This is a genomic window from Cohnella soli (assembly GCF_042655525.1).
Lineage (GTDB): Bacteria > Bacillota > Bacilli > Paenibacillales > Paenibacillaceae > Cohnella > Cohnella soli.
In genome coordinates, this window is record NZ_JBHSMI010000002.1 from 77,675 (window position 1) to 102,930 (window position 25,256).

The window sequence follows — 25,256 nt, forward strand, 5'->3', positions numbered from 1 at the left end:
CTTAAACTAGGCGTACTTCAACGCCTTTTTCTTTCATGCCTTCAATTTCATTTTTATTGGCATTGTCGTTCGTGATCAGGCAATCGATTTTGTCGATGCTTTCGATGCGCGAGAAGTTCGCTCTGCCGATCTTGGTGTAGTCCGCGACAAGAATCGTTTTATCCACTCTGGCAATCATTTGCCGATTCAATTCCGCTTCCAGATGATGATAGGTGGTCACCCCGAATTCGGAGCTGATTCCATCGGAGGAGAGAATGAGCTTGTCCGCCTTGTATTTGCTAATTTGACTAATCGCATCGTCGCCAGTGACGAATTGATAGTCCAAGTTAACGTTGCCGCCAAGCAAGACGACGGCGTTCATATGCCGGTGGTAACTTGCCTCATGCGCAACCGATAATGAATTGGTAATGACAATCAGGTTTTTGTGGTTTCTCAATTCTTGCATGACATATAGCGGCGTAGTACCGGAACCGATAATGACCGTGTCGCCATCGACGATCATCGAAGCGGCCGCAATTGCGATTTTTCTTTTTTCCTCTTTATTGGAGGCCATGCGATCCTGGAAGTTCATGTTGTAATAGCTTTTGTACGCGCTGATCGCGCCGCCGTGAATGCGTTGCAGTAAACCTTGCTGCTCCAGTTCATCCAGATCGCCTCTGATGGTGACTTCGGAGATGCCGAACATTTTGCTCAGCTCTGCTACCTTCACTTTGCCTTCGGCTTGGAGATTTTCTACGATTCTTTTCCTTCGTTCCTCGATATGAATATCATCCGTCTTCAGATCGCTCATCGGTATTCCCCCACAGTGTAATCGTGTTTAAGGCCTCATCCATTTTGCGAAGCAAATATTCAAACATTTCCTTGGTTGCCGTAATCGGCGGTTTGGTGAGTGCTGCCGGCGGACAATTCGCTTTGTATGTCTGAGCGCTGATGTCGATGCATCTCTCGTTCATTTTACGGGTAAAAGCGATTGCGGCGTCGGCATCGTGGAAAAATATCGTCGACAGATGCCCTTTGCCTTCTATTCTTTCGATAAGATCAGGATACTTCGAGCCTAGCTCACGAAGTTTGTTCTCGTAATAGGCTCCCATACGGGCGACGTAAGGCGCATTTTCCTCAGCAAACTTCATTGTAACGAGATAAGCCAGCGCCGCCAATTCTTCTTGCCCGTTCGTCACAAGGGCGCCGAATTGATTCAGCGTATCCATTTCCGCAGTCGTAATGACGCGGGAGGCCGGGTATTGACCGCCCGGGAAGCCTTTCCCGATGACGACGATATCCGGATTTAAGCCGTATTCTTTAAACAAGTACATTCCCGGATACCACATGCACGACTGGATTTCATCACACATGATGGGTACATCCTGCTCATGGCAAAGGGAGTAAGCTTGTTGGAGGAACGCTTCCTCGAGCTTGATTCCGCCGTAGTTCATCAAAATGATTTCATGCAAAAATCCGGCCACTTTGAACGGAGGTTTGTTGAACTGTTCCAGCTTTGTCCGGAAATCGTTGATATCGTTAATCGTTACCGTACAAACTTTCAGTGCGCCCTCTTGTTCCAGCTTCTCATACATGCCCGGCCACATGTCGCGCAAAAGCTGAGCGTAGATCGTCGTACCGTGGTAATTCGCCTGCCCTCCGCCGTTATGGTCGCCCATGACGAAAAACACCGGGGTTCTCCCTTCGTACTTGGGTGCAGGGAATGTCGCATCCAGCCGATAAAAGCGGGCTAGCATCATTTTAATTCCGGCTTCGCAAGCGAGCGTTCCTGTTTCCAAATTAATAACCCGATTCAACACATGGGGCTCTCGTGAATCCAGAATGTTGTCCAGCTCGCGTACTTCCTTCCGGCCAAGCCCGTTCGCTGTCCGAATTAATTCTCTTTCCAGCAATCGCGTAATATAGCCCCGCGTATTGTTGTGGGTGGCATTCGTAATCCCGAGCGCTCTCGCATGATCGATCAGCTTGTAGCCGGGAAAATTGTGTCCGAGCGACGTGTGGTAATGCTCGCTTTTGGCCGTCAAATACAGTTTACCGTCTTCGCCTAAGCGAAGAAAACCTAATCCGCCAAGCGGGCTTGCGTTTCGATTGGCTGCTTTGTGGAAAGCGTCCGTAGGGGCGCCATTCATGACCGCGTTCAAGGCGGGAACGACCGAAGTTCCGACTTGATCCAGGTAACGGTTCGTAAGCTCCATGACCGCGTCCGGCAAAAATTCGATGACGTCATCTGCAATTCCGGCAGCTGCTTCGGCGCTCAGGTCTGTCAGCAGTGCAGCTCCGGCGGTTACGGCATCCATGTACTCTTTTCCGAGCAACTGGACCAAAGATTGTTTGACCGCTTTCATTAGGCTCAACTCGCTTAGTGTGATTTGGGTTTTGTTTCGTATACTTGTGTTTACATTTTATTTAGTTTCGTTTACGCTGTCAATTAGTTTCGTTTTGCATTTCGTTTTGCCGATATTCCTCCTCGATGGTATATTTTAAGCGCTTGGACCACCTCGCGGTATACGGGAGAGATCACAATGGACTACTTCAAAAAACGTCCCATCAAACTTCAATTGCTGGTCATCTTCGTGATGTTCGTAACCGTCGTCGTATCGGTCATGTTCGTCACTTATTGGCAATCTCAGAAAATGATCTATCAAAAGAACAAGGCGTATTCCATCGAGCTATTGGACAAAATCACGCAGTACATTCAGTCGCAAATCGATAATATTGACGGACTGGTCATTAACACTTCCTACAGTGCGGACGTGCATCAGTATTTAAGATCGACAGACTTGCTGGACAAAATCGACGCGTTCAAGAAGGTAGACACGTACATTACGACGATCAGTCAACTCGAGAACGGCATCGTGGACATGACGATCATTGGAGAGAACGGCAACAATGTTAACCTCATGTACGAAAAGCAGAAAAAAAGCGCCGTATTGGCCACTGTCGAGGAAATGAGAAAAAATCACGATTCGCGGTTGAAGCCGTATTATGCGGGGTTTAAACAGATCGTGGAGGATGACGTCAAGCATCGCTATTTTGTGGTGGGGTCCAGAATCAGCAATATATTTCCGGCGTCGACGTTGGGGTATATGGTGGTCATTTTGGATTTGGAGTCACTGTTTCCCAAATTCAATACGATGCTGGCTAACGGCTTCGGCCACTTCTATGTGCTCGATCGTAACGGGACGGTTGCATCCAGCAATGATGAGCAAATGATCGGACAACAGATGAACATTGAATCGATGGCTGGCAAGCATGGCCAGTATGTCGTTCAATCGATGGAGCTTCGCGACCTGCAAGGGAAAATCGTAAACGTCTATTCGAAAAAGGATCTGTTCCGGGGATTGGAGAAAGTGAAAATCGTTTATTGGTGGATTATGGCCGTATGTATCCCTGTTCTTCTTGTGCTGCTCTTGATTATAAGCCGCAATATTCTCGAACCGATGAAGTCCTTCATGAGGTTCATTCAGGTGCAAAAAGTCAAAAATATTTATCATGACCAGAAGCGAATCCAGCTAGTGGGCTATAACGAAATTATGGTCATGGCGGACAAGTTCAACGGCATGCTCGATGAAATCGATCAACTGACGGACGAAGTCGTCGAGTCCAAAACAAGAATTATGTCGCTCGGGCTGCTTAAGAAGCAAGCTGAGCTAGCATTTCTGAAACAGCAAGTGAATCCTCACTTTTTGTACAACATGCTTGAATCGCTGAGAGGGATGGCGAGCGCGACAGGAGCCATGGAAATCCGCGAAATGATCGTTGCGCTGGGCAAAATGCTCCGTTACAGCATTAAAGGGCAAGATGAAGTGAAACTCGGCGAGGAACTGGAGATCGCGAAGGCGTATTTGAAATTGCAGCAATTCCGCTTCGAAGACAGGTTCGACGTTCATATCGATTTCCCGGAAGCGTTGTTGAACAATCGGGTGTTCAAGATGGTGCTGCAGCCGATACTGGAAAACGCGATTACGCACGGACTCGAAAGCAGAATGGAGAAAGGCAACTTATGGCTAGGTGCACGGGAGACTCCGGAGGGTGATGTTGTCATTGCGATCAAGGATGACGGGGTAGGCATTCCAAGCGAGAAATTGGCCTTAATTCAAGCGGAACTGGCTGCGGGAGAAGAATTTCTCGCCCGACTCCATCACAACGACAACGGTCATCTGGGCATCGTTAACGTGCATAATCGGTTGCGAAGCGCTTACGGCGATCCATATGGATTAAAGATTCGCAGTGCACCGAATGCCGGGACGGAAGTAGAACTGCTGCTGCCGAGAAGAACGGAGGACGCGCCATGTTAAAAGTGCTGCTCATCGATGATGAGAAATGGGTTGTACAAAGCTTGAAGACGATCGTGGACTGGCGGTCGCTTGGTTATGAGATTATTGCCGAAGCCTTCAACGGCGTGGATGGATATGAGCAAATCAAGAAGCTGTCGCCGGATCTGGTACTTACCGATATTCGTATGCCGGGGATGGACGGGCTGGAATTAATCAGGCAAGGGAGCGCATTAAACCGGGACATCGGCTTCATTGTGACGTCCGGATATAAAGAGTTCGAGTACGCGAGGAAAGCGTTGCAATACGGTGCGCTGTCCTATTTGCTAAAGCCGTTTGACGAGGAGGAGTTTGCGGCCGCATTGGAGCAATTTGGCCAGAAGCATCTGAAGAACAAAGCGATGTGGCAGATGGAATTGTTGAATCGGCTTCAAGACAACGACACTCCTTCCGGCGGTCATCTTCAAGAGCTGATGATGAAGCTTGGATTTGAGTGGGATGTTGAAGTCGGCGCAGCGGTTGCCGTTGTTGTCGGCCCAATTGATGTGCCTATACCGACTGATGTGCCCTATCTAGCGTTGCAGATAGGTAAAAACGTGAAGGCATACATTGTAAAAGGCGACTGCATGGCAGCGTTGGTCGAGTCGTTCGATGCTTATTTTCCTGAAGATGTTGCCGGTATCGGCATCAGCAGCGTCATATATGATTCGACGCAACTGATGGATGCGATCGGGGAGGCGAACGCTGCTGCCCATCAGTTTTTTGTGACGGGCAACAGAGGCATATGGCACGCTGTATTATCAGGCGGCGGCGTGGATGAAGTGATAGAAATTTTGTGGAAATTACATCAGACGCGGAGCACGACGTGCGTGGACGAACTGTCCGCCAAAATCAAAACGTTGATCGCCGAAAGTAAGTTCACGATCAGAAATGCGGTGTCCTTGTATAATTGGGTACTGCTTCATGTGTACAAGCTGGAAGAAGAACAGCTATGGACCTATCAACAATTGGCGAACAGATTCGGTTACGTGAACGACATGATGGCGCACGTGGAATCGATGCTGCGCACGTATTGCGACCGGTCGGGGGCTACCGCTTCCTCCAGTGCCCCGGTATCCACTTTTAACAAAATCGTGGCGTACATCGATGAGCACTTCAGAGAAGATTTGTCTTTGCAGACGGTCTCCGAAACAATGGACGTACACCCGAGTTATGTCAGCCAGTTGTTTCGTAAGGAGGCGTCGGAGACGTTCCTGCAGCATGTGACACGGAAAAGGATGGTATATGCGAGCAAGCTGCTGAAAGAGACGAATCTATCGGTTCAGGAAATAGCCGAAAGCGCAGGATATTTGGATTATTTCCATTTCGCCAAAACTTTCAAGAAAATGATGGGGCAAACGGCTTCGCAGTATCGAGAAATCGAACGGGGCCCATCCTAAAATATAGACATACCGGACATTAAGTATGAACATATGATAGCGGTTGATCTTCCTTTATCATCAAGGATGTAAGCGCTGACAGATAAGACGCGATAAAGGGAGGACTTTGAATTGAAAGCAATGCGCAGAAAAGGAATGTTGATCGCCATGATGTGCGGCGTTCTGCTCGTCTCGGCGTGCAGTTCCAACAACAAGCCGTCGGCCAGTGAATCGGCCGCCGCTTCGCCGTCCAGCAGTGCAAGCAGTTCCGCGAGCAGCTCGAGCGAGGTTCCGAAAGAGGAATACGTCATTAAAGTGTTGACGCAAGCCGCCATGAAAGTGAAAAGAAGCGATGAGACGAAAGTCGGCAAGGTCATTAAAGACAAATTCAATATTGTGTTCGAATATGTTCAGACGCCGGGCAATTATGCCGACAAATTAAATCTGATGCTTGCCGGGGGGGATTATCCGGAAATGATCACGATTCAAGACAATGCAACGTTCGATAAGTATGTGCACGCAGGCGCCTTGCTTCCGCTGGATGATTTCGTTGCCAAATCGCCGGATTTCGCCAAAAGGTACAGCGAGCAAATTCCATTGTGGAGATTGTCGGCGTCTGATGGCAAGCTGTACAAATGGGAAGGCATGGTGCCGGTCGACTTCCGCAACTATGTCGAAGTGAACGATATCGGGGTGCGTACCGACGTGCTGAAGCAACAAAACTGGCCGAACTTGCTCTCAACGGACGATTATATTAAGTTCCTGAAGCAAGGGCTTAAAGATAATCCGACGACGAACGGTCAGAAGACGCTCGGCATGATCGTTCCGTTCGCAGAGCCGTGGGGTATGCAAGGCATTGGGGCCATCATGTACGAGAAGGGCGGAAGGTACACGGCGGCCGCCGGGAATATGGGCGTCGTTTGGAATCAGGTCGATCAGAAATTCGAAGATATGATGATGAACGAATATGTGAAAGAAGGCTTGGCATTCTTTAATAAATTGTACCGGGAAGGCATTCTGGACAAAGACTCGTTCACGGATAAATACGATCAGTTCGTAGAGAAGCTGAATAGCGGCCGGGCGTTGTCGTCCTGGTATGTCGTATGGGCACTGAGCGTAACCAATCAAGGCCTGATCCAAGCGGGGCATCCAGACATTCAGTACATCAATATGCCGGTTCGCAGCAAGACGCAAATCGAGCGGAACGAGAAACGGCAAATTCGCGTTGAAGATACTCGTCCGTTCGCGATTAACGCCATTACGAAAAACGCCAAACATCCGGAAAGAATTGAGGATCTTCTAGCCTGGGCGGCGACGGAGGAAGGGCGCATCCTGCTGCAGTCCGGGTTCGAAGGCGAACAATATACGATTGTCGACGGCAAACGCGTACCGACGGAAGCTTACAAGAAGATGGTAGCGGATCCGAATTCCGACGAAAAAATCGGGCTTGGCGGTTTTGAGTTCCTCGGTAACGTGATGACAAACGGCGAAGACGGCGTTCCTTACAACATGGCGCTTGATCCAAGCCTCCAGGATGAACTGAATTTGACGCAGCAGGCGAGAGACGCTTATAGCGCGTTGGGTTGGGCGAATTCGAAGGATTATTATTTGAAAACCGGAGAGTCGGCGCATACCGGTGTTGCCGGGACGATTGCGATCGACACGACGTCCGAACTCGGTGCCCTGCACCAAAGAATGGTTGATTTCCGCGTGAAAAATTCGACAGCCCTCATTATCAAACCGAAGTCGGATGAGGAGTTCGAAGCGATGTATCAGTCGGTCATCAGCGATTATCAGAAATTAAAGCCGGAGCAAGTCGTTAACGAATATAACCGGCTTTACCAGGAGAAGAAAGCGCAATTGGATCAACTCAAATAAGAGACAAGTCAGCTTGAGGATGAAGGGGCCAGCGGATATGCGGACTGCAACTGTTCTTGTATCCCTTGGCTTCTTCATTGTTTCCGAATGGCGGAAAGGATGAAATATGATCGCCAAAATTTCCAGACAACGCTATTTGTACGCGATGCTTATACCGGCTGTCTTGATTACTTTTATTTTCTCATACGTGCCGCTCTTTGGCTGGTTTATCGCTTTCGTGAATTATAAACCGGGGTTCTCGTTGTTTACTTCGGAATGGGTCGGGTTTCAACAATTCAAAGCTTTCTTCACGGAAACGAATGATTATGTATACTTGCTGCGAAATACGCTTTCTATCAATATTGGTTCCCTGATTGCCAATTTAGGTACGGCATTCGTGTTTGCGCTTCTGCTGAATGAAGTTCGGCAGCGGTTTTTCGGAAAGCTGATTCAGACCGTTACGTTTTTTCCCTTCTTCATTTCGTGGATTATTATTTATTCGCTTTCGAGCGCGCTGTTCGCCACATCGGCCGGCGCGATCAATGAAATGCTGGTGCAATGGGGCTGGATTAGCGAAGGTATGAATGTGCTCGGAGACCCGAAGTATGCGTGGGTGTTTATTATTGCGCTTGGCGTATGGAAATATCTCGGCTATAATAGCGTCATTTTTATTTCGTCCATTGCTTCGATCCCTTCGGAATATTACGAGGCTGCCCAGATTGACGGCGCGAGCCGCTGGCAGAGAGTGCTGTACATTACGGTGCCGAGTCTCGTGCCCACGTTGATCGTGCTTCTCATCCTCAACAGCGGATGGATACTCAATTCCAACTTCGAACAGTTCTATTTGTTCACGAATACGACGAACTGGGAGAAGATGGAGGTTCTCGATATTTACATCTATAAATACGGGTTGCAATTGCTGAACTACCCTTATGCGACCGCGGTCGGCATCATGAAGACGCTTATGAGTCTGCTTATCATTGTCTTGGTGAATGCCATTGCCAAAAAAGCAACGGGAAAAGCCATATTCTAAGAAGGAGAACACGATGAAAGAACGAACAATAAGCGGTTCGCTGTTTGATGTCGCCAACACATTGTTTATGCTGTTTGTTTTATCCATCATGGTCATTCCGTTCGTCTACATCCTCAGTTATTCGCTCAGCAATCCGAGCATGCTGAACGGCGGACTGGTGCTGTGGCCGGCTGGTTTCACTTTCGACTCTTACACGAAAGCGTTCGGGGACCCGGCTGTTCTGAAGAGCGTTTTCGTTTCTATTGGAAGAGCTGTACTCGGCCCTGCCGTCATGCTGTTTTTCACTTCGATGGGCGCTTATGCACTGACGCGAAGCGACCTGGGCGGCGTGAAGTTTTTTCGCAAATACTTCGTCTTTACGCTTTATTTCTCCAGCGGGATGATCCCGATGTATTTATTGATGGGCTATTTGCAGCTTAAGGGAACGTTCCTCATCTACATCGTTCCAGGCGCGGTGTCCGTGTTCAGCATGGTGCTCATCAAGACGTATATCGAAGCGCTGCCGAAGGAACTCGAAGAGGCTGCTGTCGTGGACGGGGCCAATGATTTCCGGCTTTTTTTTCAAGTGATTTTTCCGATCTGCACACCCGTCTTTGCAGCTGTTGTCCTATTTGAATGCGTCAATCAATGGAATGCGTTCATCGATACGCAGATTTACAATACGATGTCTCCGAACTTGTATCCTTTGCAATATGTGTTGTACAACACGCTGAATCAGATCAACTCTTTGGATCAATTAAAGATGCAGGGGCAGAAGGGGCTTGGGGCGATTACGCCGCAGACGTTCAAGATGGCGATTACGATCATTACGGTGCTGCCGATCGCATGCGTGTATCCTTTTCTGCAGAAGTATTTTGTGAAAGGTTTGTTGGTCGGTTCGATTAAGGGGTAACGGAGGCAGAGCAATGGGGAATAAAGTGAAATTGGCAGTCGTAGGCGGACAACGGGGAGGCGCTTTCGGCTCTGCGCTGGTGAGTCTGGCGGATACAGTTGAACTGGTGGCGGTATGCGATCTGAATCCGCTCGTGCTGGCCAACTGGCAGAGTAAGTATCCGGGCATCGCCGTGTTCGACAGCTTTGAGAAGCTGCTCGACAGCCCAACGATCGATGCGGTGTTCATCGCGACGCCGATGCTGATTCACGCTCGCCAAGCCGTTCAGGCGCTTCGTGCTGGCAAGCATGTGTTAAGCGAAGTGATCGCCGCGCATACGATCGAAGACGGCTGGGAACTGATCGAAGCGGTCGAACAAACCGGTCTGACGTATATGATGGCGGAAAACTACATCTTCACTCGCGAGAATATGATGGTGCAGCAGCTTGCAAGAGCGGGGGAGTTCGGGGAAATTACGTATGCGGAATGCGGGTATATTCATGATTGCCGGAATTTGTTTCACCACGGCGATGGAAGCTTGACGTGGCGGGGCGAGTATATTCGCGATTACAATGGCGCGACATATCCGACGCATTCGCTCGGGCCGGTCGCGAAATGGCTCGGTATCGGAGAGGAAGGCGGCGATGCCTTCGAGGAGCTTGTCACCGTGAATGCGAACAGCAGAGCGTCGGTCGCCTATTTCCGCGAGCGATTCGGTGCGGAGCATCCGGGAGCGCAACCGGGATTCTGGCAGCAAGGGGACACGTCCAGCACGCTCATCCGCACGAAGCGTGGCGCACTTATCTCGCTGCGCGTCGATCTTCAATCCTCGCGTCCGCACAATATGGTGCATTATGGCTTGCAGGGCACGAGAGGTGCTTATTTAGGACCGAGATTCGACGGGGAGACGCCATTAATCTGGCGGGAGAACGAGATCGCCGGTGAGAAAGGTCATGAGGAGTGGCAGTCGCTGTGGTCGTGCGGGGCGGAATGGGAACATCCTCTTTGGCGGCAATGGTCGGAAGAGGCGCTGGCGACGGGGCATGGCGGCGGCGACCTGTTCGTCTTGCAGGAGTTCGTGACAGCTGTGAGGGAACGCCGCAAACCGCTTGTCGACGTGTACGACGCGGTGACGTGGAGCTCGGTGTTCCCGTTGTCGGTGCAGTCGGCTGCAGCAGGCGGGGCACCTGTGCGTTTTTCGGATTATCGGCCGCATTTACGCCGACATTTCTCCTGAGTTCTGAACAAACGGTCATCAGCATACGCCGTCCGACTCTTCCGAAGAAGGAGAGATGGGCGGCTTTTTGTCGTTCAAATATTCATGCCAGAGCATTTCAGATTAATGATGGAGAGAGAGGTGCGATATAAAGAATAGACATTCGACTACTAAAGCTCAGACATATGATTTGGCTAAGAGATTGCTTAAAGTGAGTGATGTATCCGCTGAAAGCGCTTTTATTATTCTGGATAAATTGAGAAAAGGAGCAATGAGTCACGATGAAAAAATGGAAAAGCAAGAGCAAGCGATGGGCTTTGCAATGGATCATCTTATGTCTAGTCATTCCGGTATTTGCCGGAGTAGGGCATGCACCCAAGGCCGCGGCAACGGCCACCAGCAATTTAATTGACAACGGAGGTTTCGAGCTGCTGACAGGAGAAATGCCGGTTGCTTGGGGGAATACGGGAAATGCAAATTTCGGCGTTAGCCATGCGGAAAAGCATTCCGGCAATTCTAGCGTATATTTTGACTATCCGGACAACGGTGACTGGCAGGTCTGGCTCTATAACTGGAACTATGCGTCGTCTATCCCCATTGACGAGTCGAAAGATTATGAGTTCTCCGTCTGGGTCAAGGCAGCAGATTCAAGTCAGGCAGGTCTCCCGTCGCTGAATCTGGATTATTACGGCGATAGCGGTTACATAAGAAGTGCCGGTATGACTCTGAGCACGCCACTCACGGGGGATTGGCAGCAGCTTGTATTTAAGCTTCCGCTTCGCCTTGAGGATACAGCAGGCGTAAAACGAGTGATACCGTATTTGTTAATAAGGAACGGTGCAGGCAGAGTCTATTTTGACGATATATCTTTTGTTCAATTAAACGCGGATACAGATCCTGAGCCGGCAGAAGGTACATACAGCGTGTGGACGGCTCCTAGCGTCATGAATCTGAAACGAGATGCCGCTCCGCTTTCTGCAACTGAAGTAAACCTGGAGATGGCCAAACGTGAATATCAGAGCGGACAGGTGCTCCTCACGGCCAAAGACGGATATGTAAATATCACGAACGCCGAAATATCGGATTTAACCACAGGCAATGCAACTATACCTGCAAGCCAAGTAGAGATTCTTGTGCAGCAATATATTAAAACAACCAAGAAGTCTAATGGCGTATACGAGCCCGGCTGGTATCCGGATGCATTAATTCCGTATTCGCCTTATATGGCCTTGCACGGGTCGATTCAGGTGCAGAGCGGCAATAATCAGGCGATCTGGTTTACGGTAAAATCAGAAGAGAACACGCCAGCCGGCGTGTATACAGGCACGATTTCGATCACGGTAAATGGCAGTGTGGCACAGGTGCCGATTACAGTAAAGGTAAGAGATTTTGCTCTCCCGGAGCAAAATCATGCGAAAACCGCTTTTGCGATATGGGACTGGATGCTTCCATCAGCCTATCCAGGCTTGGTAGACGGCTCGCCAGAATATTGGGCGATTTATCGGAATTATTATGAATTTCTATTAAATTATCACGTGACCCCGACTTACTTGCCTATCCCGTGGGATTACGAGAATTATGCAGAAAACGCGAAGCCTTATGTCAGTGATCCGCGTGTATCCGCTTACAATATTCCCTACACGATAGGCGATTTTGATAAAGGGCCAAATGGCGAACCCAGCAGAGCGGAGAAGCTCGTTCAAAGCTTAAAGAACGAACATCTGCTAGATAAAGCCTATTACTATCTGGGCGTAGAAATTGACGAGCCGACACCGGATAAGTTCCCTTTGGTCAATCAGCGCAGCCAGCAAATCGCGGCTATTGATCCTGATTTAAGACATATTGTAACGACCAGTCTCCACCCGGATCTCATCAATAATGTCGATACGTTCGCGCCATTATTCCGTGAATTTGAAAGTGAGCAGTATTTGCAGAAGGTCAAAGATTTTCAAAAAAGCGGCGGCAATATGTGGTGGTATGGCTGCGTTGTCCCTACAAATCCATACCCGACCTATCATCTTGACGACGACTTGATCAGCGCAAGACTCATTCCTTGGATGCAGCGTTCTTACGGTATTGAGGGAAACTTGTATTGGTCGGTTAACGTTTCTCAGAAATGGACAGGTACCCAGTATATCCAGCGCGATATTTGGAACGATCCGTTAGTCATCCCGGGAGCCAACGGAGACGGATATTTATTATACCCTGGCTATAAATATGGCATGAAAAGCCCGATTGCCACAATGAGACTGCAAGCGATCCGCGACGGCAACCAGGACTATGAATATTTGTGGCTGTTGGAGGATCGGATTAAGCAAGCTGCGCAACAGCTTGGGGTAGAAGTATCCGCCAAGGAATTAATCCAACCTTACTATGACCGTTTGTTTACCAATGTGAAATCTTTTACCAAAGATCCGCAGGAGTTGCAGCAAGTAAGAAGCGAAATCGCAGATTTTATTGAAGAGCTGGCGATGAATCCGCAGTCGCTCGTTGTATTCGAGGATCAGCCTAATCAATTCTCTAAAAAAGAAGTCATTGTGTATGCGCCGAAGGGCACTGAAGTTTCGATTAACAATCACGCAGTCACTGGCCAAGCGATGCCCGGCAATACTGTGAGCGATCGCTACAGCTATGTCATGGATTTAACTTTGGGCATGAACGACGTAACCGTCAAGCTTGCGAAAGGCGGCATCGAGCGTACGCTGACGAAAAGGGTCATGATCAAATCTCTTGGGATTGATCCGATTATGATGAAAAAGGTCATTCATAATTTCCCGGATCAGCAGTCGATTAGCGGCATTACAACTGCATATGGCGCCATGATACTAGGTATAACAGAGGATCATGCGACGGGAGAAGGCAAGGCACTGAAAGTGAAGATTCCTGCAAGCAATCAGGTCAGCTATCCTGGCTTAACATTTCCCGTACGTGAAGGAATGAAGAACTTTACTTGGGCCCAGACGGTTGAACTGGATATTTACAATGCAACCAATGAGCCAAGGGACGTTTATATGAAGCTGTTTGACAAGAATGGAGCTGCTTCTGATCATCACATAGGTTCCATTGTTGCCGGCAGCAATCACTTATCGTTTGATTTGTCCGGGATTAGCAACGATAAAGCGAACATCTCATCTCTTCTGCTCTGGTTTTCCCCGAGCGACCACGAGTCTGAGTTGTATGTCAGCGATTTGCATTTGCTAGGCATAGATACGGAAGCGATGAAGCAGTATGAGTTGCCATTTACTCAAGTTATTCCGTATTTGGACGGAAAGCTGAATGAGCAGATATGGAATGAACGCGCGCAGCTAACTAATAAAACAGGCGTTACGGATAATGCAGCTACAATCTCGATGAACTACAATGATGAATTTCTATATGTAGCGGCATCCGTTAAAGATGACCACGTCGTTAACTCTGGTGCGGCCAATCCGTGGGATGACGATTCATTGGAAATCTATGTAGATGGCACAGGAAAAAAAGGCGCGTATGATGACCATACGGTCAAATATGTTTTTAGAGTGAATGATCCTCAAGTGTATGTTGATCGAGTGACACCAAGAGCGAACGAAAAGGTTAAATACAGCTACGCCGCTACAACAGAAGGTTATAACATGGAGATCGCTATTCCATGGCAATCGCTGGGCATTACGCCGGCAGAAGGCAACATCATCGGCATCACTGCCCATGTGAACGATAAGGATATCAATAATGCCAATGCCCCTGCGACAGGCAAGCTCACTTTGACGGGGGATAGCTCACAGGATACCGTATCTTCCTCAGCTTGGTTGCCTAGAAAGTTTGTAAAAAAGAAAATGGTATACAGTCTTGAATCAGTTAAAAACGCCGCGTTGAATATCGACGGGGTAATTGATGAAGCAGCCTGGAATACGAATTGGAACATCGGCTATCAAGCCTTTGGCAATTTGCAAAATGCAAACAACGGAGGCAGACTGGGGTTGCTGTGGAGCCCTGAATATTTGTATGCTGCCTTCGATGTAAAGGATGGACATATCAGAACGACGACTACGAATCCGGTTTGGGAAGATACAAGCGTCGAATTGTTCGTGGACAGCAACTTTGTTCAAGGCCAGCGCGATAGCGGCACCCATCAATACACGCTCAGACTGGATGATCCTGTAACCTATTACAACGGTGCTCCGGATTCAGTCAAGACACAAGGCATTATCCAGAAAAGCACGCGCACAGCGGACGGCTATCAGGTTGAGATGGCTATTCCGTGGACAACGATCGGCATTACGGCCGAAGCAGGCAAAAAAATAGGCGCAACGGCGCATATCAACTTAGTAGAACCAAACACATCCATTGCGGGGGTTGCCCTAAGCATGGCCGACTACGGCTTACAGGATGGCGCTTCGACGTCAAATTATGTTGCGTTCGAGATGAAGGAGCCACCGGTAGATCCGGTAGATCCCTCGACGCCCGGAGGCAGCACGGGAACTGGTGAAAAAGCAGGATCGCAATCAAGCCATTATATTGTAAAGTTGCAGGACATTACAGCGGAACAGCCGGTCATTACATTGAAATCGGGGCAAGAAGCTGCTGAAATCCCGCTTGATATCCTGAAACAGCTTCGTCAGGAGAAAAAACCACTTACGATTCGGCAGGGGGATGCTCAGCTAGAGCTAAGACCTGAATGGATGGATGAGTTGCTGAAATCAAGCGAGGCGGCAGGCTCCGACAAGCTGATTCTGGGACTGAGAGCATTGGAGGCAGATAAAGCCAAAGGGCTTGCTTCACTTGCCGCCAATAAGCAATATGCAGATGTTTCATTGCCGGATAAAGTGTGGGAAGTGCTGGTGACTTGGATGAATGGCGACAACGCGCAAGCTGCAAAGCCGTTTAAAGCTCCGCTGTTGCTTTCATGGCCAGTCGCACAGGAAAAACAGGCCAACTATCATATTTATCGCATTGGAACAGATGGAGAGCTTGTCTACTTGAAAGAAGACGTATCTGGCGATCGACTCTCTGCTCAGTTGCTCCAGGGAGGACAGGTTGCTGGCTTGATATTTGTGAAGAAATTCGACGATCTATCCAAGGTCCAATGGGCGCTGGAAGCCATTCGAGAGCTTGCTGCCAGACAGATTATTAAAGGCTCTTCTGCTACAACGTTTGCGCCTGCACGGGAGATAACACGCGCCGAGTTCGCGACCATTCTTGCAAGAGCACTGGGGCTTGAAGAGAATGGACGCAACACATTTACAGACGTGAGCTCTGATTCGTGGTTTGCTGGTGCAGTCAATGCCGTAGCGCAGGCTGGATTGGTCATGGGTCAAGGAAATGATCGCTTTGCTCCTCAGGCAGCGATTACTCGCGAGGAAATGGCAGTTATGTTGAAGAGAGCTTTGGATTGGCGAGGCAAGCAAGCGCCTCAGTCCGCTGTGTCGCATAGCTATACCGATGATGCGCAAATTTCCCCGTGGGCAAGAGAAGCGACTCAAGCTTTGGCAGGGCTGGGGATAATGAACGGTAGAGGCAATAATCAATTCGCTCCGCAGGCCTCTGTTAATCGCGCTGAAGCAGCACAATCTATTTATCATTATTTGAAAAAAGAATGACGTTTCGCCTAAATTTTGCCGTGCTCGACATGCAGTACTATCCCGCTTGACAGAATTTGCTTGGATTGTCCATAATAAAGGGAAATAACGGCAGGGAAATACCCCGCAAAGTCGAACACAACCAAGTGTTTCTTTGCGGGGTGTTTTCGTTTCCTTAAGAATCTGCGCCAGTAAATCTACGTGATCAAACCGCGAGCGTCAACTTTCATCCAATGATCCAGCTTGCCGTCCCGAACGCCGGCTAATTCGTCGCGCAAGTTGACTACCGTACAACAGTGATTCGGAATAATCGAGACGACATCGCCGATTTTCAATGAACAATTGTTGGGGACCGCCAGAATGCCATGCTCTTCGCTGAGCCTTTCGACGAATATTTCGGGATAATCGGGCAAGTATCCGTATCCTTTGCGATGGACGCTGACGTCATTCGTCAACGTCTTGGAACCTGCATCGACAATAAGGGTTCCGGGGCGCGGCGAACTAACGACAGTGGCGTAAATACGCATAGCGCACTCTGTCTCATCGATGAAGCCGGGATATAACTGCGAACCGTCACCGAACACATAGGCGCCGGGGCGCATCTCGGTAACGCCCGAAAGCTGCTCTGTAAATTTGGAGGTAGGCGTCGAGCCGACGCTAATCTCGGGCACATCCAGCCCTTTATCCCGGAGGATTTGCTGCGTGGCAATTAACGCTTCCGCCTCGGCAAAGGCAACCTTTCTCGCTCCTTCCGCATCTCCGCATCCATAAGAATGGCCCGCATGCGTCATAAGTCCGTTCACGTCAACGCCAGGCAGCGCGCTGATTTGAAGCGCGAGTTCAGCCGAAGGCAGGCCAGGTTCCAAGCCGCAACGATTCAGCCCTGTATTAACGTCCAGATAGAGCGGAATCCTCATGCCTGCTGCATGCCCGACATCCGATATTCCGCGTGCGGCTTCCATGCTATCCACGCTAACCGTGACACGGACGCCGCGCTCAATCAGCTTGGCCAATCGTTTCAGTTTATTTGCGCCGATCAGAGGAAAGGCGATCAGAATATCATGGATTCCGCCGTCAGCCATCACTTCCGCTTCCCCCAGCTTGGCCGTGGTGATGCCAGTAGCTCCATATTCGATTTGTTTTCGGGCGATCCACACGCTTTTATGCGTTTTAATATGAGGACGCAGCTTTACGCCGGCTTTGGCCGCAAGCTCAGCCGTTCGCTTCAGATTCGCATCGAGAATATCGAGATCAATCGCTACGGACGGCGTCTCCATTTGCTCAATTTGCATCTCCGTATCACTCCTCACCGATTGTAAATATGTACAACTTCGCCATCGAGGAACACTTTGCGGATCTGAATATCTTCGGTTACAAAAAGCAAATTTGCCCGTTTCCCAGCTTCCACACTTCCCGTTTCGTGATCGATGCCGATCACCTTCGCCGGGTTCAGGGCAGCCATTTTAAACAAATCCACGATGTCGGCACCTGTATGAACCTTCATATTGTATGCGGCGCGATCCATCGTAAGCAGGCTGCCGCCTAACATATAATCCGCCTCCTGAGGAGGGGAAAACTCGTTTTTCTCGATCAGATTGACATCGACGGAAGCGTCCTTCGTGCCGGTTCCGTCCATCGCATCCGTAATAATGATGACTTTGTCTACACCTTTCGCTTTCAAAATAAACTGGAGCATCAGCGGACGAACGTGACGGCCTTCGCGATCGGCGATAACCTCGGCATAAATATCGTCGCTGAGCAGAACCGCCTCATCGACACCAACCTCCCTCGTTCCGGCATAGCGGGAAGGAGATGGAGTCGTACCGCTCGCATTCGTACAGTGACAACCAATGCGAAGACCGTGCCGCACACTGTCCAACACCGTTTCAGCTGCGGCTTCCGAGTGCCCGACCGAGAAGGCGATGCCATGGCGCGAGGCCTCCTCCATGAACAGTTGCTGGCCTTCCAGCTCGGGTGCCAGCGTCCACACTTTGATCTGCTCTCCCGCCATGTCGAGAATTTTCCGATACTCCGCGGGATTCACCGGACGAATAGGGGAAGTGATCGCCCCGTACTTCGGATTAATGTAAGGCCCCTCCATATGAATGCCGGCGATCGCGCGGCCATACGCCTCTATATCTGCCTGTGCTTGCAGCACTTTGCGCAGCCCCTCGATGATTTGCTCTTCCGTTTCATTGTAGGAGAAGGTTGGCAAAATCGATGTAGTGCCGTATTTCAGGTGAAAGCGTGCAAAGGCCGCAGGATTCTCATAAGACCAATGGCCTCCGCCGCCGTGGCAATGAATGTCGACAAAGCCCGGAGCCACATACAGCCCTTCGGCATCAACCAGCTCCGCATCTGCAGGCGGCGGAGGCAGTTCGCGCGCCGCACCGCAACAAACAATTCGCCCCTGTTCGATCCAGACGGTCCCGTCGTTGATCAGGCCATGCGGTGTAACAACCGTTGCGTTAACGATAACTTTCATCCTCGTACTTCCTCCCATGGATATCAATGATTACGCAACTAACTTTTAAGACAACTTGATAAACTGCCCGCCGTCAACGACCATCGAATGCCCCGTCATGTAAGTAGAATCATCCGAAGCAAGGAACAATGCAGCGGCGGCAATTTCCTCGGGAAGTCCGACCCTGCCCATTGGAATCGTCTTCAAATAAGGCTCTATTGCCTGCGGATTATCGATTAACGGCTTCGTCAGCCTCGTATGAATAAAGCCCGGACAAATGCCGTTCACCCGAATGCCTAACGGTGCCAACTCCAGCGCCATAGACATCGTGAGAGAGTTGATTCCGGCTTTAGAAGCGTTGTAATGTACCTGATCCGCTTCGGCTGCCAAGCCGTTTACGCTGGATATATGAATAATCGAGCCGCTGCCCCGCTTGGACATTTCTTTGGCGACAGCCTGAGCGCTCAGGAACGTCCCCTTCAAATTAATATCGAGATGCAAATCCCAATCCGCTTCCTCGATTTCAAGGAAAGGGGCCGGCTTACATACGCCGGCGCTATTGATCAGCGTATCGATTGGCCCGAACGCCGCAATTGCCTTTGCTACCATCCTCTCAATGTCCGCTTTGCTCCGAACATCGGTCTCTACCGCAATCGCCTCTCCTCCGGAAGTAATAATGGTCTGCACCGTTTCCGCTAAAGCTTTCGCTTCATTTCCCGCTACTGTCACCCTTGCGCCTTCGCGAGCAAATCTGTACGCAATGGCCTGACCAATACCGCTGGAAGCGCCTGTTACGAGAGCATGTTGATTCAATAATCGCATGAGTCCCCTCCTGAACGACGAAACAAATAGGATTTACAGCCCCAAAAGGGTATGGTATGTTTTACATTATAAAACCTTGGTTTCAAAATATCAAAGAAAATCTAACTTCGAAATTTGACAAACAGGAGGTTGCTATGAAGTTATTAACGTTTATTCAAGAAGGTCGGCAGAAGCTTGGAATCGCGACGTCACTTGGCATACTTCATGTCGAGCAAGCGATTGAAACGTTAGGAAGTCTGGACGTTACGAGCAACATCGCCGCAACTGCCATGGAAGCGATCGCGGGCGGGGAAGAAGCGGTAGCCAAGCTGAGCAGGCTTGTCAATCAAGCTCTCCAATCTTCAGACCATTCCGCGCTATTCCTGAACGAAGCGGATCTTATACTGGGACCTTGTGTCACGCATCCGAACAAAATCATTTGTGTCGGACTTAACTACCGCAAGCACGCGGAAGAAACGAATTCGCCGATTCCGCAGTTCCCGATTCTTTTTAACAAATTCAACAACACGTTGAGCGGACATGGGCATGATGTGACTCTGCCTAAGGTGTCTACGAAAGTGGACTACGAAGCGGAGCTTGTCATCGTCATCGGCAAAGAAGCCAAGTACGTGAGCAAAGAAAACGCGCTTGATTACGTATTCGGTTACGCTTGCGTCAACGACTTGTCCGCCCGCGACTTGCAGCTTCGCACTTCGCAATGGTTGACTGGCAAGTCCTGCGACGGCTTCAGCCCGCTGGGTCCTTATCTGGTCACCGCCGATGAAGTAGGAAATCCGAATGATCTGGAAATCCGCTGCACCGTCAACGAAGAGATCAGACAAAACTCGAATACGGCCGATATGATTTTCCATTGCGACGAGATTGTCAGCTACATTTCGCAGTATATGACGCTTGTGCCCGGGGATATCATTCTGACTGGAACGCCGGAAGGCGTAGTGCTAGGGTACTCTGAAGATAAGCAAGTATGGCTGAAGAACGGCGATATTGTTACCGTAGAAATTGAGAAGCTGGGCAAGTTGACCAATCGCATGATCGCGGAAGTAAATCTATAACTCAAATCAAATGTAATGGAGAGATCAACGATGTCAAAACAAATCCATACAAGCGACGCGCCTGAATTCCCCCTTCCGTTCTCGCAAGCACTGCGAGCCGGCGATTTCGTGTACGTCTCAGGCCAAGTTGGCGTTGATCCCAAGACGCGCCAGGTAGTCGGCAATACGATTGAGGAACAAACGGAGCAGGTCTTGCGCAATATCGAAACGATACTGGCCGCTGCTGGCTTGACGCTCGATCATGTCGTGAAGACAAACGCAATCCTATCGCGTATGGAAGACTTCCCCGGCTACAACCAAACGTATGAGAAAATCATGAAACGGCCATTCCCTGCGCGCACCTCGGTGCAAAGCGGCATTGGCGATTATTTGGTCGAGATCGATGTGGTCGCCTACGCCCGCTCGATACGGGGTGAGACCGAATGACCTTGAAAATTGCGGTTGCCGGCATTCTCCATGAAACGAATACATTTGCTCCCGGAATGACCGGACTTGAGCATTTCAAGAGCGAGAGCGTCAAGGGACTTGACGCCTTTCTCCTTCGCTATGGCGGCACCCGCACTTCAATGGGCGGCGTTATCGATGCGGCCAAGAGGCATGGCGTGCAGCTAACTCCCGGCTTATATACGGCAGCGACGCCAAGCGGGATGGTGGAATCGACGGCCGCAGATGTCTTGATCGACAATGTTGTCCATTCCATTGACCGTGATATATCCGGCCTCGTGCTGATCATGCACGGAGCGATGGTGTCGGAGCAGTACGACGATATGGAAGGCGAATGCCTCAGACGGCTGCGGGCAAAGCTTGGTGACGAGCTGCCGATTGCGATGACCATCGATCTTCACGGGAATGTCAGCAAAGATATGATTCAGCTTGCCGATATCGTCGTCGGGTACGACACCTACCCTCATGTCGATATGCACGAAAGAGCGGAAGAAGCGTTCGATCTGCTTGTTCAATATATACGGAAAGAAATCAATCCTACTCGTTCCTATGGTCACACAGGCATGCTCGTCGTCCCGCAAGCGATGATGACCGAAACCGGCAGTATGAAAACAATCATGGACCGCGCCTTCGAGATCGAATCCGATCCGCACATATTGAACGTTACCGTCGCAGGAGGATTTCCGTACAGCGATGTCCCGGATGCGGGAATGTCTTTTATCGTAACCGCCGATAACGATCAGCAACTGGCGGATCGCTATGCATCCGAACTGGTGCAACTCACGATGGACATGAAAGAAAGTTTCGGCATCGACCATCTGCCCCCTGAAGAAGCTGTCGCAGCGGCACTTGCTGAAGCGTCGGGACCCGTTATTCTTGTGGAGGGTTCCGATAATGTCGGAGGCGGAGCTCCCGCAGACGCTACTCATACTCTCCGGCACTTGGTCGGTATCCAGGAGAAGGCACTAATCGTCATCAGGGATGAGGAAGCGGCAAGCATCGCTTTCGAGCTCGGCGTCGGCTCGACCTTCCATGGTCGGATCGGCGGCAAGAGCGACCGGTTGCATGGCGAGCCGGTAGAAGTAAGCGGACAAATCCGTTTGTTGTTCGATGGCCAGTATCGCCATGTCGGCTCTTATATGACCGGACAGCTTGCTTTTATGGGCAGAACGGCAGTCGTCGAGTGCGGACAATTAACGATTGTGATAACGGAGAAGCGCGTGGCGCCGTGGGATCTTGGCCATATTCGCTATGCCGGACTTTGGCCTGATGACTTCAAAATCATCGTCGTCAAATCCGCGATCGCGTGGCAAACCGCATTCGGAGCATTCGCCAAGCGCGTCATATACGTAGATACTCCAGGCTGTTGCAGCGCCAATCTTCAGCATTTTCATTACGAGCGCGTATTAAAGCCGATCTATCCTTTTGATCCCGTGCCTCAACCAAGATTTATAGGATGAATTGTTAATCAGGAGGGATTGCTGATGTCATTAAACGTAGAGAAATCCAAACAATTGATGCTTGAATCCAAAAAGTATTTGGCGGGAGGCGTAGCGTCGACGCTTCGAGCATCTATGAAGCCGGTGCCGCTATTCGTTGAAGCGGGAAGCGGTTCCCGCGTGCGTGACGTCGACGGCAACGAATATATCGATTACTTGCTTGCCTACGGCCCGCTCATCCTTGGGCATGCCCATCCGGCGATGGCGGAAGCGATGAATGAAGCGACGAAGCGCGGCGTCACTTACGGATTACAGCATGATGGAGAGATTAAGCTGGCTAAGCTGCTTACAGAGCTGCTTCCGTGCGCCGACAAAGTCGCGCTAAGCGGCTCGGGTACCGAAGCCGTCATGCTGGCGCTCCGATTGTCCAGAGCTTTTACCGGCAAAACGAAAGTCATCCGGTTTCACGGCCATTTCCACGGCTGGTCCGATGCGATATTCACTTCTTTCCCGAGTCCGGATATGAAGCAATCGGCATCGGTCCGCAGCTCCGCGGCTTTCGCGACTCCCGGAACCGGAGGTCAGAGCGAGAACAGCCTTCAGGATATTATCATGTTGCCCTGGAATGATATTGAAGCTTTCGAAGAACTCGTTGCCAAGGAGAAAGACAGCATAGCGGCGGTGATTACCGAACCGATTATGTGCAATAACGGTTGTATTCAGCCGAAGGCCGGGTACTTGGAACGCATACGTGAATTGACGGAGCAAAATGGCATCGTTATGATTATGGATGAAGTCATTACCGGATTCCGGCTCGGTCTTAGCGGGGCTCACGGCAAACTGGGCTTGAAACCGGACCTGGTGACGATCGGCAAGGCGTTGGGCGGAGGTTTTGCCATTAGCGCCGTTGCCGGCAAAGCCGATATCATGGCGTTGATTGAGAATGGCACTGTTGGGCATCTCGGCACATTAAACGGTAATTGTGCCGCCACCTCCGCAGCGCTCGCCGTTCTGAACGAGCTAGGCAAAGACAACGGAAGCATCTATCCACGAATGGAACGACTGTTCGACAGGCTAGTAGCCGGAATTCGCGAGCTATTGGATAAGCACGGCATACAAGGACTTATTAATCAGGCGGGCCCGGTCTTCCACTTTATGTTTACCGAGGAGAAGCAGGTCGAAGACTTCGAGACCTTTAACAAACGCGATGCGGCCAAGTACGGCAGGTTTGCGGAATTGATGCTTGAGGAAGGCGTGCTTGTGCGCCCAAGCGGACTATGGTATATCTCTACCGTTCATACCGAAGAGGACATCGAAGCTACATTGCAAGCAGTAGACCGCGCTTTGTCCCAATTGGCACATTGATCATAAGGACGCGGCAAACGGAGGGTGTTGTCAGTTGAGTAAAGAAATTGAGGCTAAAAATGAGCGGTATACGATCCAATCGATCGATAAGGCGCTTGATTTGCTCGAACTGCTCGCGGAGCACGGTTCGCTCAGTTTGATCGAAATTACCAATCTGCTCGAGCAGCCCAAATCATCCACCTTCCGCATTATTCTTACCTTGGAAAATCGGGGGTTCATCAGCCGCAGCGATGAAGACGGCAAATACTGCCTTGGATACAAACAGCTTATGCTGACCCGAAATTTACTCGAACGCAACACACTCCGTACGGCCGCATTAGCGGAAATGAAGCGACTGTCCGAGCGATATGGCGATACCGTCAACTTGGGCGTCTTAATCGATAATCAAGTGTTGTATATCGAAATCGTTGAAAGCACGCATGCGCTGCGGATGACGGATACGATCGGATCACGCTCGCCCTTCCATGCCACAGCGATGGGGAAAGCCATTGCCGCGTTTATTCCGGAGACTGCGGTGCGAGAATTGGTCAATATGTGGGGCCTGCCGGCCATCACGCACAATACGATTCGTACAGTGGAGCAATTATTATCAGAGCTTGGGCATATTCGCAAGCAAGGCTATGCGCTGGACGACGAAGAAATCGTTGAAGGAGCCCGCTGCGTGGCGGCGCCTGTGTTCGATATGCATCGTCGGCCTATCGGCGCGATCAGCGTCTCCGGCGCGATGCACAGGTTCAAGGAAGAGCTGCTTCCGGAAATCTCGCAGCACGTTCGCGAGGCGGCTTCGATCGCTTCACAGAAGCTTGGGTACTTGGCGGGGACATAACGACTCTACCAAAGCCAGCCCAAGTGTGATATGATCCAAACAAATGATAACAAACGGTCGTAAAGCATACGCCGTCTGATTCTCCCGGGAGGGAGAGTTGGACGGCGTTTTGTTTTTGCGAGACCCGAGGAGGGAAACGATTGGGAGAGAAAAACAAGCAAGGTGAGGAAGAGGCCAAGAAAACGCCAACCCCGCATGACGAGGCGTTCAAGAAGCTGCTGCAGACGTTTTTCGCAGAGTTTATCGCTTTATTTTTCCCGGAGCTGGACAAGCTGTTGGACCATACGCACACGCGACTACTTATGCAGGAACTGCTGGTCGACATTGTCGGTCAAGAGTCGCGCAGCCTCGACTTGCTTATCGAAACAAGGTACAAATTGCTAGACGCATTTATCCTCGTCCACATGGAACCGCAATCTTACAATCAAAGCGACTTCAACGAAAGGATGTTTATTTACTTCAGTCGCCTCTTTGAGAAATATCGCAAAACATACAAACTCATGATCCCAATTGCGATTTTTTCCGCGGATGACGTACGGAAGGAACCGGATACGTTAAAGATGGGCTATAATTAAGAAAGAAGAACGAGAAGTAAGAACCGCATACTTGCGAATGATTTT

General features: G+C 50.1%; 18 protein-coding genes. 13 read left to right on the plus strand and 5 right to left on the minus strand.

What is annotated here, in order from left to right; genetic code table 11:
- Position 1: 1 nt before the first annotated feature.
- Both ACFPOF_RS00810 and ACFPOF_RS00815 read right to left on the minus strand, forming a co-directional pair.
- Positions 2-790 carry a DeoR/GlpR family DNA-binding transcription regulator gene (locus tag ACFPOF_RS00810; RefSeq protein WP_378128659.1) on the minus strand — a complete coding sequence of 263 codons (789 nt, stop codon included), beginning with the start codon at positions 788-790 and terminating at the stop codon, positions 2-4.
- The gene (locus ACFPOF_RS00815; RefSeq protein ID WP_378128661.1) at positions 768-2,345 is read right to left on the minus strand and encodes an aminotransferase class III-fold pyridoxal phosphate-dependent enzyme; all 1,578 of its coding nucleotides are present in this window, start codon (positions 2,343-2,345) and stop codon (positions 768-770) included. Before ACFPOF_RS00815 ends, ACFPOF_RS00810 begins: the two co-directional genes overlap by 23 nt.
- A gap of 177 nt (positions 2,346-2,522) precedes the next feature.
- Here ACFPOF_RS00815 and ACFPOF_RS00820 point away from each other — a divergent pair, with 177 nt between their 5' ends.
- From ACFPOF_RS00820 to ACFPOF_RS00850, 7 genes are all read left to right on the plus strand, one after another.
- The gene (locus ACFPOF_RS00820; protein WP_378128662.1) at positions 2,523-4,298 is read left to right on the plus strand and encodes a sensor histidine kinase; all 1,776 of its coding nucleotides are present in this window, start codon (positions 2,523-2,525) and stop codon (positions 4,296-4,298) included.
- Positions 4,292-5,713: a response regulator transcription factor gene (locus ACFPOF_RS00825; protein WP_378128664.1), complete on the plus strand. Its 1,422-nt coding sequence runs from the start codon at positions 4,292-4,294 to the stop codon at positions 5,711-5,713. Before ACFPOF_RS00820 ends, ACFPOF_RS00825 begins: the two co-directional genes overlap by 7 nt.
- A gap of 120 nt (positions 5,714-5,833) precedes the next feature.
- A complete protein-coding gene (locus ACFPOF_RS00830) occupies positions 5,834-7,570 on the plus strand; it encodes an extracellular solute-binding protein (protein WP_378129030.1) in 1,737 nt (578 codons plus the stop codon).
- Between the two features lie 106 nt (positions 7,571-7,676).
- Positions 7,677-8,582: an ABC transporter permease gene (locus ACFPOF_RS00835; RefSeq protein ID WP_378128666.1), complete on the plus strand. Its 906-nt coding sequence runs from the start codon at positions 7,677-7,679 to the stop codon at positions 8,580-8,582.
- Between the two features lie 13 nt (positions 8,583-8,595).
- On the plus strand, positions 8,596-9,474 hold the full coding sequence (locus tag ACFPOF_RS00840; RefSeq protein WP_378128668.1) for a carbohydrate ABC transporter permease: 879 nt from the start codon (positions 8,596-8,598) through the stop codon (positions 9,472-9,474).
- 13 nt (positions 9,475-9,487) lie between these two features.
- Positions 9,488-10,690 carry a Gfo/Idh/MocA family protein gene (locus ACFPOF_RS00845; protein WP_378128670.1) on the plus strand — a complete coding sequence of 401 codons (1,203 nt, stop codon included), beginning with the start codon at positions 9,488-9,490 and terminating at the stop codon, positions 10,688-10,690.
- A 260-nt stretch (positions 10,691-10,950) separates the two neighbouring features.
- Positions 10,951-16,245 carry a glycoside hydrolase domain-containing protein gene (locus tag ACFPOF_RS00850; RefSeq protein ID WP_378128672.1) on the plus strand — a complete coding sequence of 1,765 codons (5,295 nt, stop codon included), beginning with the start codon at positions 10,951-10,953 and terminating at the stop codon, positions 16,243-16,245.
- A gap of 176 nt (positions 16,246-16,421) precedes the next feature.
- Here ACFPOF_RS00850 and ACFPOF_RS00855 read toward each other — a convergent pair whose 3' ends face one another.
- Genes ACFPOF_RS00855 through ACFPOF_RS00865 form a run of 3 tightly spaced genes read right to left on the minus strand, consistent with a single transcriptional unit; the run spans position 16,422 to position 19,510 of the window.
- On the minus strand, positions 16,422-17,516 hold the full coding sequence (locus tag ACFPOF_RS00855) for an alanine racemase (protein ID WP_378128674.1): 1,095 nt from the start codon (positions 17,514-17,516) through the stop codon (positions 16,422-16,424).
- Positions 17,517-17,530: 14 nt separating this feature from the next.
- Positions 17,531-18,709 carry an N-acetylglucosamine-6-phosphate deacetylase gene (locus ACFPOF_RS00860; protein ID WP_378128676.1) on the minus strand — a complete coding sequence of 393 codons (1,179 nt, stop codon included), beginning with the start codon at positions 18,707-18,709 and terminating at the stop codon, positions 17,531-17,533.
- Between the two features lie 45 nt (positions 18,710-18,754).
- The gene (locus ACFPOF_RS00865; RefSeq protein WP_378128678.1) at positions 18,755-19,510 is read right to left on the minus strand and encodes an SDR family NAD(P)-dependent oxidoreductase; all 756 of its coding nucleotides are present in this window, start codon (positions 19,508-19,510) and stop codon (positions 18,755-18,757) included.
- Positions 19,511-19,644: 134 nt separating this feature from the next.
- Here ACFPOF_RS00865 and ACFPOF_RS00870 point away from each other — a divergent pair, with 134 nt between their 5' ends.
- The 6 genes from ACFPOF_RS00870 (at position 19,645) to ACFPOF_RS00895 (ending at position 25,211) form a co-directional block, all read left to right on the plus strand.
- The gene (locus ACFPOF_RS00870; protein ID WP_378128680.1) at positions 19,645-20,562 is read left to right on the plus strand and encodes a fumarylacetoacetate hydrolase family protein; all 918 of its coding nucleotides are present in this window, start codon (positions 19,645-19,647) and stop codon (positions 20,560-20,562) included.
- Between the two features lie 30 nt (positions 20,563-20,592).
- A complete protein-coding gene (locus ACFPOF_RS00875) occupies positions 20,593-20,988 on the plus strand; it encodes a RidA family protein (protein WP_378128682.1) in 396 nt (131 codons plus the stop codon).
- Positions 20,985-22,466, plus strand: coding sequence for a M81 family metallopeptidase (locus tag ACFPOF_RS00880; protein ID WP_378128684.1), 1,482 nt, complete (start codon positions 20,985-20,987; stop codon positions 22,464-22,466). Before ACFPOF_RS00875 ends, ACFPOF_RS00880 begins: the two co-directional genes overlap by 4 nt.
- Before the next feature lie 24 nt (positions 22,467-22,490).
- Complete coding sequence (locus ACFPOF_RS00885) at positions 22,491-23,810, plus strand: aspartate aminotransferase family protein (protein ID WP_378128686.1); 1,320 nt, start codon at positions 22,491-22,493, stop codon at positions 23,808-23,810.
- A 34-nt stretch (positions 23,811-23,844) separates the two neighbouring features.
- Entirely contained in the window at positions 23,845-24,636 is a 792-nt protein-coding gene (locus ACFPOF_RS00890) for an IclR family transcriptional regulator (RefSeq protein WP_378128688.1), read from the plus strand.
- 140 nt (positions 24,637-24,776) lie between these two features.
- Complete coding sequence (locus ACFPOF_RS00895) at positions 24,777-25,211, plus strand: Rpn family recombination-promoting nuclease/putative transposase (RefSeq protein ID WP_378128690.1); 435 nt, start codon at positions 24,777-24,779, stop codon at positions 25,209-25,211.
- Positions 25,212-25,256: the final 45 nt, after the last annotated feature.

Coding starts and splice junctions, on each gene's coding strand:
- ACFPOF_RS00810 (WP_378128659.1), bottom strand. CDS start 790: ATGAGCGATCTGAAGACGGATGATATTCATATCGAGGAACGAAGGAAA.
- ACFPOF_RS00815 (WP_378128661.1), bottom strand. CDS start 2,345: ATGAAAGCGGTCAAACAATCTTTGGTCCAGTTGCTCGGAAAAGAGTAC.
- ACFPOF_RS00820 (WP_378128662.1), top strand. CDS start 2,523: ATGGACTACTTCAAAAAACGTCCCATCAAACTTCAATTGCTGGTCATC.
- ACFPOF_RS00825 (WP_378128664.1), top strand. CDS start 4,292: ATGTTAAAAGTGCTGCTCATCGATGATGAGAAATGGGTTGTACAAAGC.
- ACFPOF_RS00830 (WP_378129030.1), top strand. CDS start 5,834: ATGCGCAGAAAAGGAATGTTGATCGCCATGATGTGCGGCGTTCTGCTC.
- ACFPOF_RS00835 (WP_378128666.1), top strand. CDS start 7,677: ATGATCGCCAAAATTTCCAGACAACGCTATTTGTACGCGATGCTTATA.
- ACFPOF_RS00840 (WP_378128668.1), top strand. CDS start 8,596: ATGAAAGAACGAACAATAAGCGGTTCGCTGTTTGATGTCGCCAACACA.
- ACFPOF_RS00845 (WP_378128670.1), top strand. CDS start 9,488: ATGGGGAATAAAGTGAAATTGGCAGTCGTAGGCGGACAACGGGGAGGC.
- ACFPOF_RS00850 (WP_378128672.1), top strand. CDS start 10,951: ATGAAAAAATGGAAAAGCAAGAGCAAGCGATGGGCTTTGCAATGGATC.
- ACFPOF_RS00855 (WP_378128674.1), bottom strand. CDS start 17,516: ATGCAAATTGAGCAAATGGAGACGCCGTCCGTAGCGATTGATCTCGAT.
- ACFPOF_RS00860 (WP_378128676.1), bottom strand. CDS start 18,709: ATGAAAGTTATCGTTAACGCAACGGTTGTTACACCGCATGGCCTGATC.
- ACFPOF_RS00865 (WP_378128678.1), bottom strand. CDS start 19,510: ATGCGATTATTGAATCAACATGCTCTCGTAACAGGCGCTTCCAGCGGT.
- ACFPOF_RS00870 (WP_378128680.1), top strand. CDS start 19,645: ATGAAGTTATTAACGTTTATTCAAGAAGGTCGGCAGAAGCTTGGAATC.
- ACFPOF_RS00875 (WP_378128682.1), top strand. CDS start 20,593: ATGTCAAAACAAATCCATACAAGCGACGCGCCTGAATTCCCCCTTCCG.
- ACFPOF_RS00880 (WP_378128684.1), top strand. CDS start 20,985: ATGACCTTGAAAATTGCGGTTGCCGGCATTCTCCATGAAACGAATACA.
- ACFPOF_RS00885 (WP_378128686.1), top strand. CDS start 22,491: ATGTCATTAAACGTAGAGAAATCCAAACAATTGATGCTTGAATCCAAA.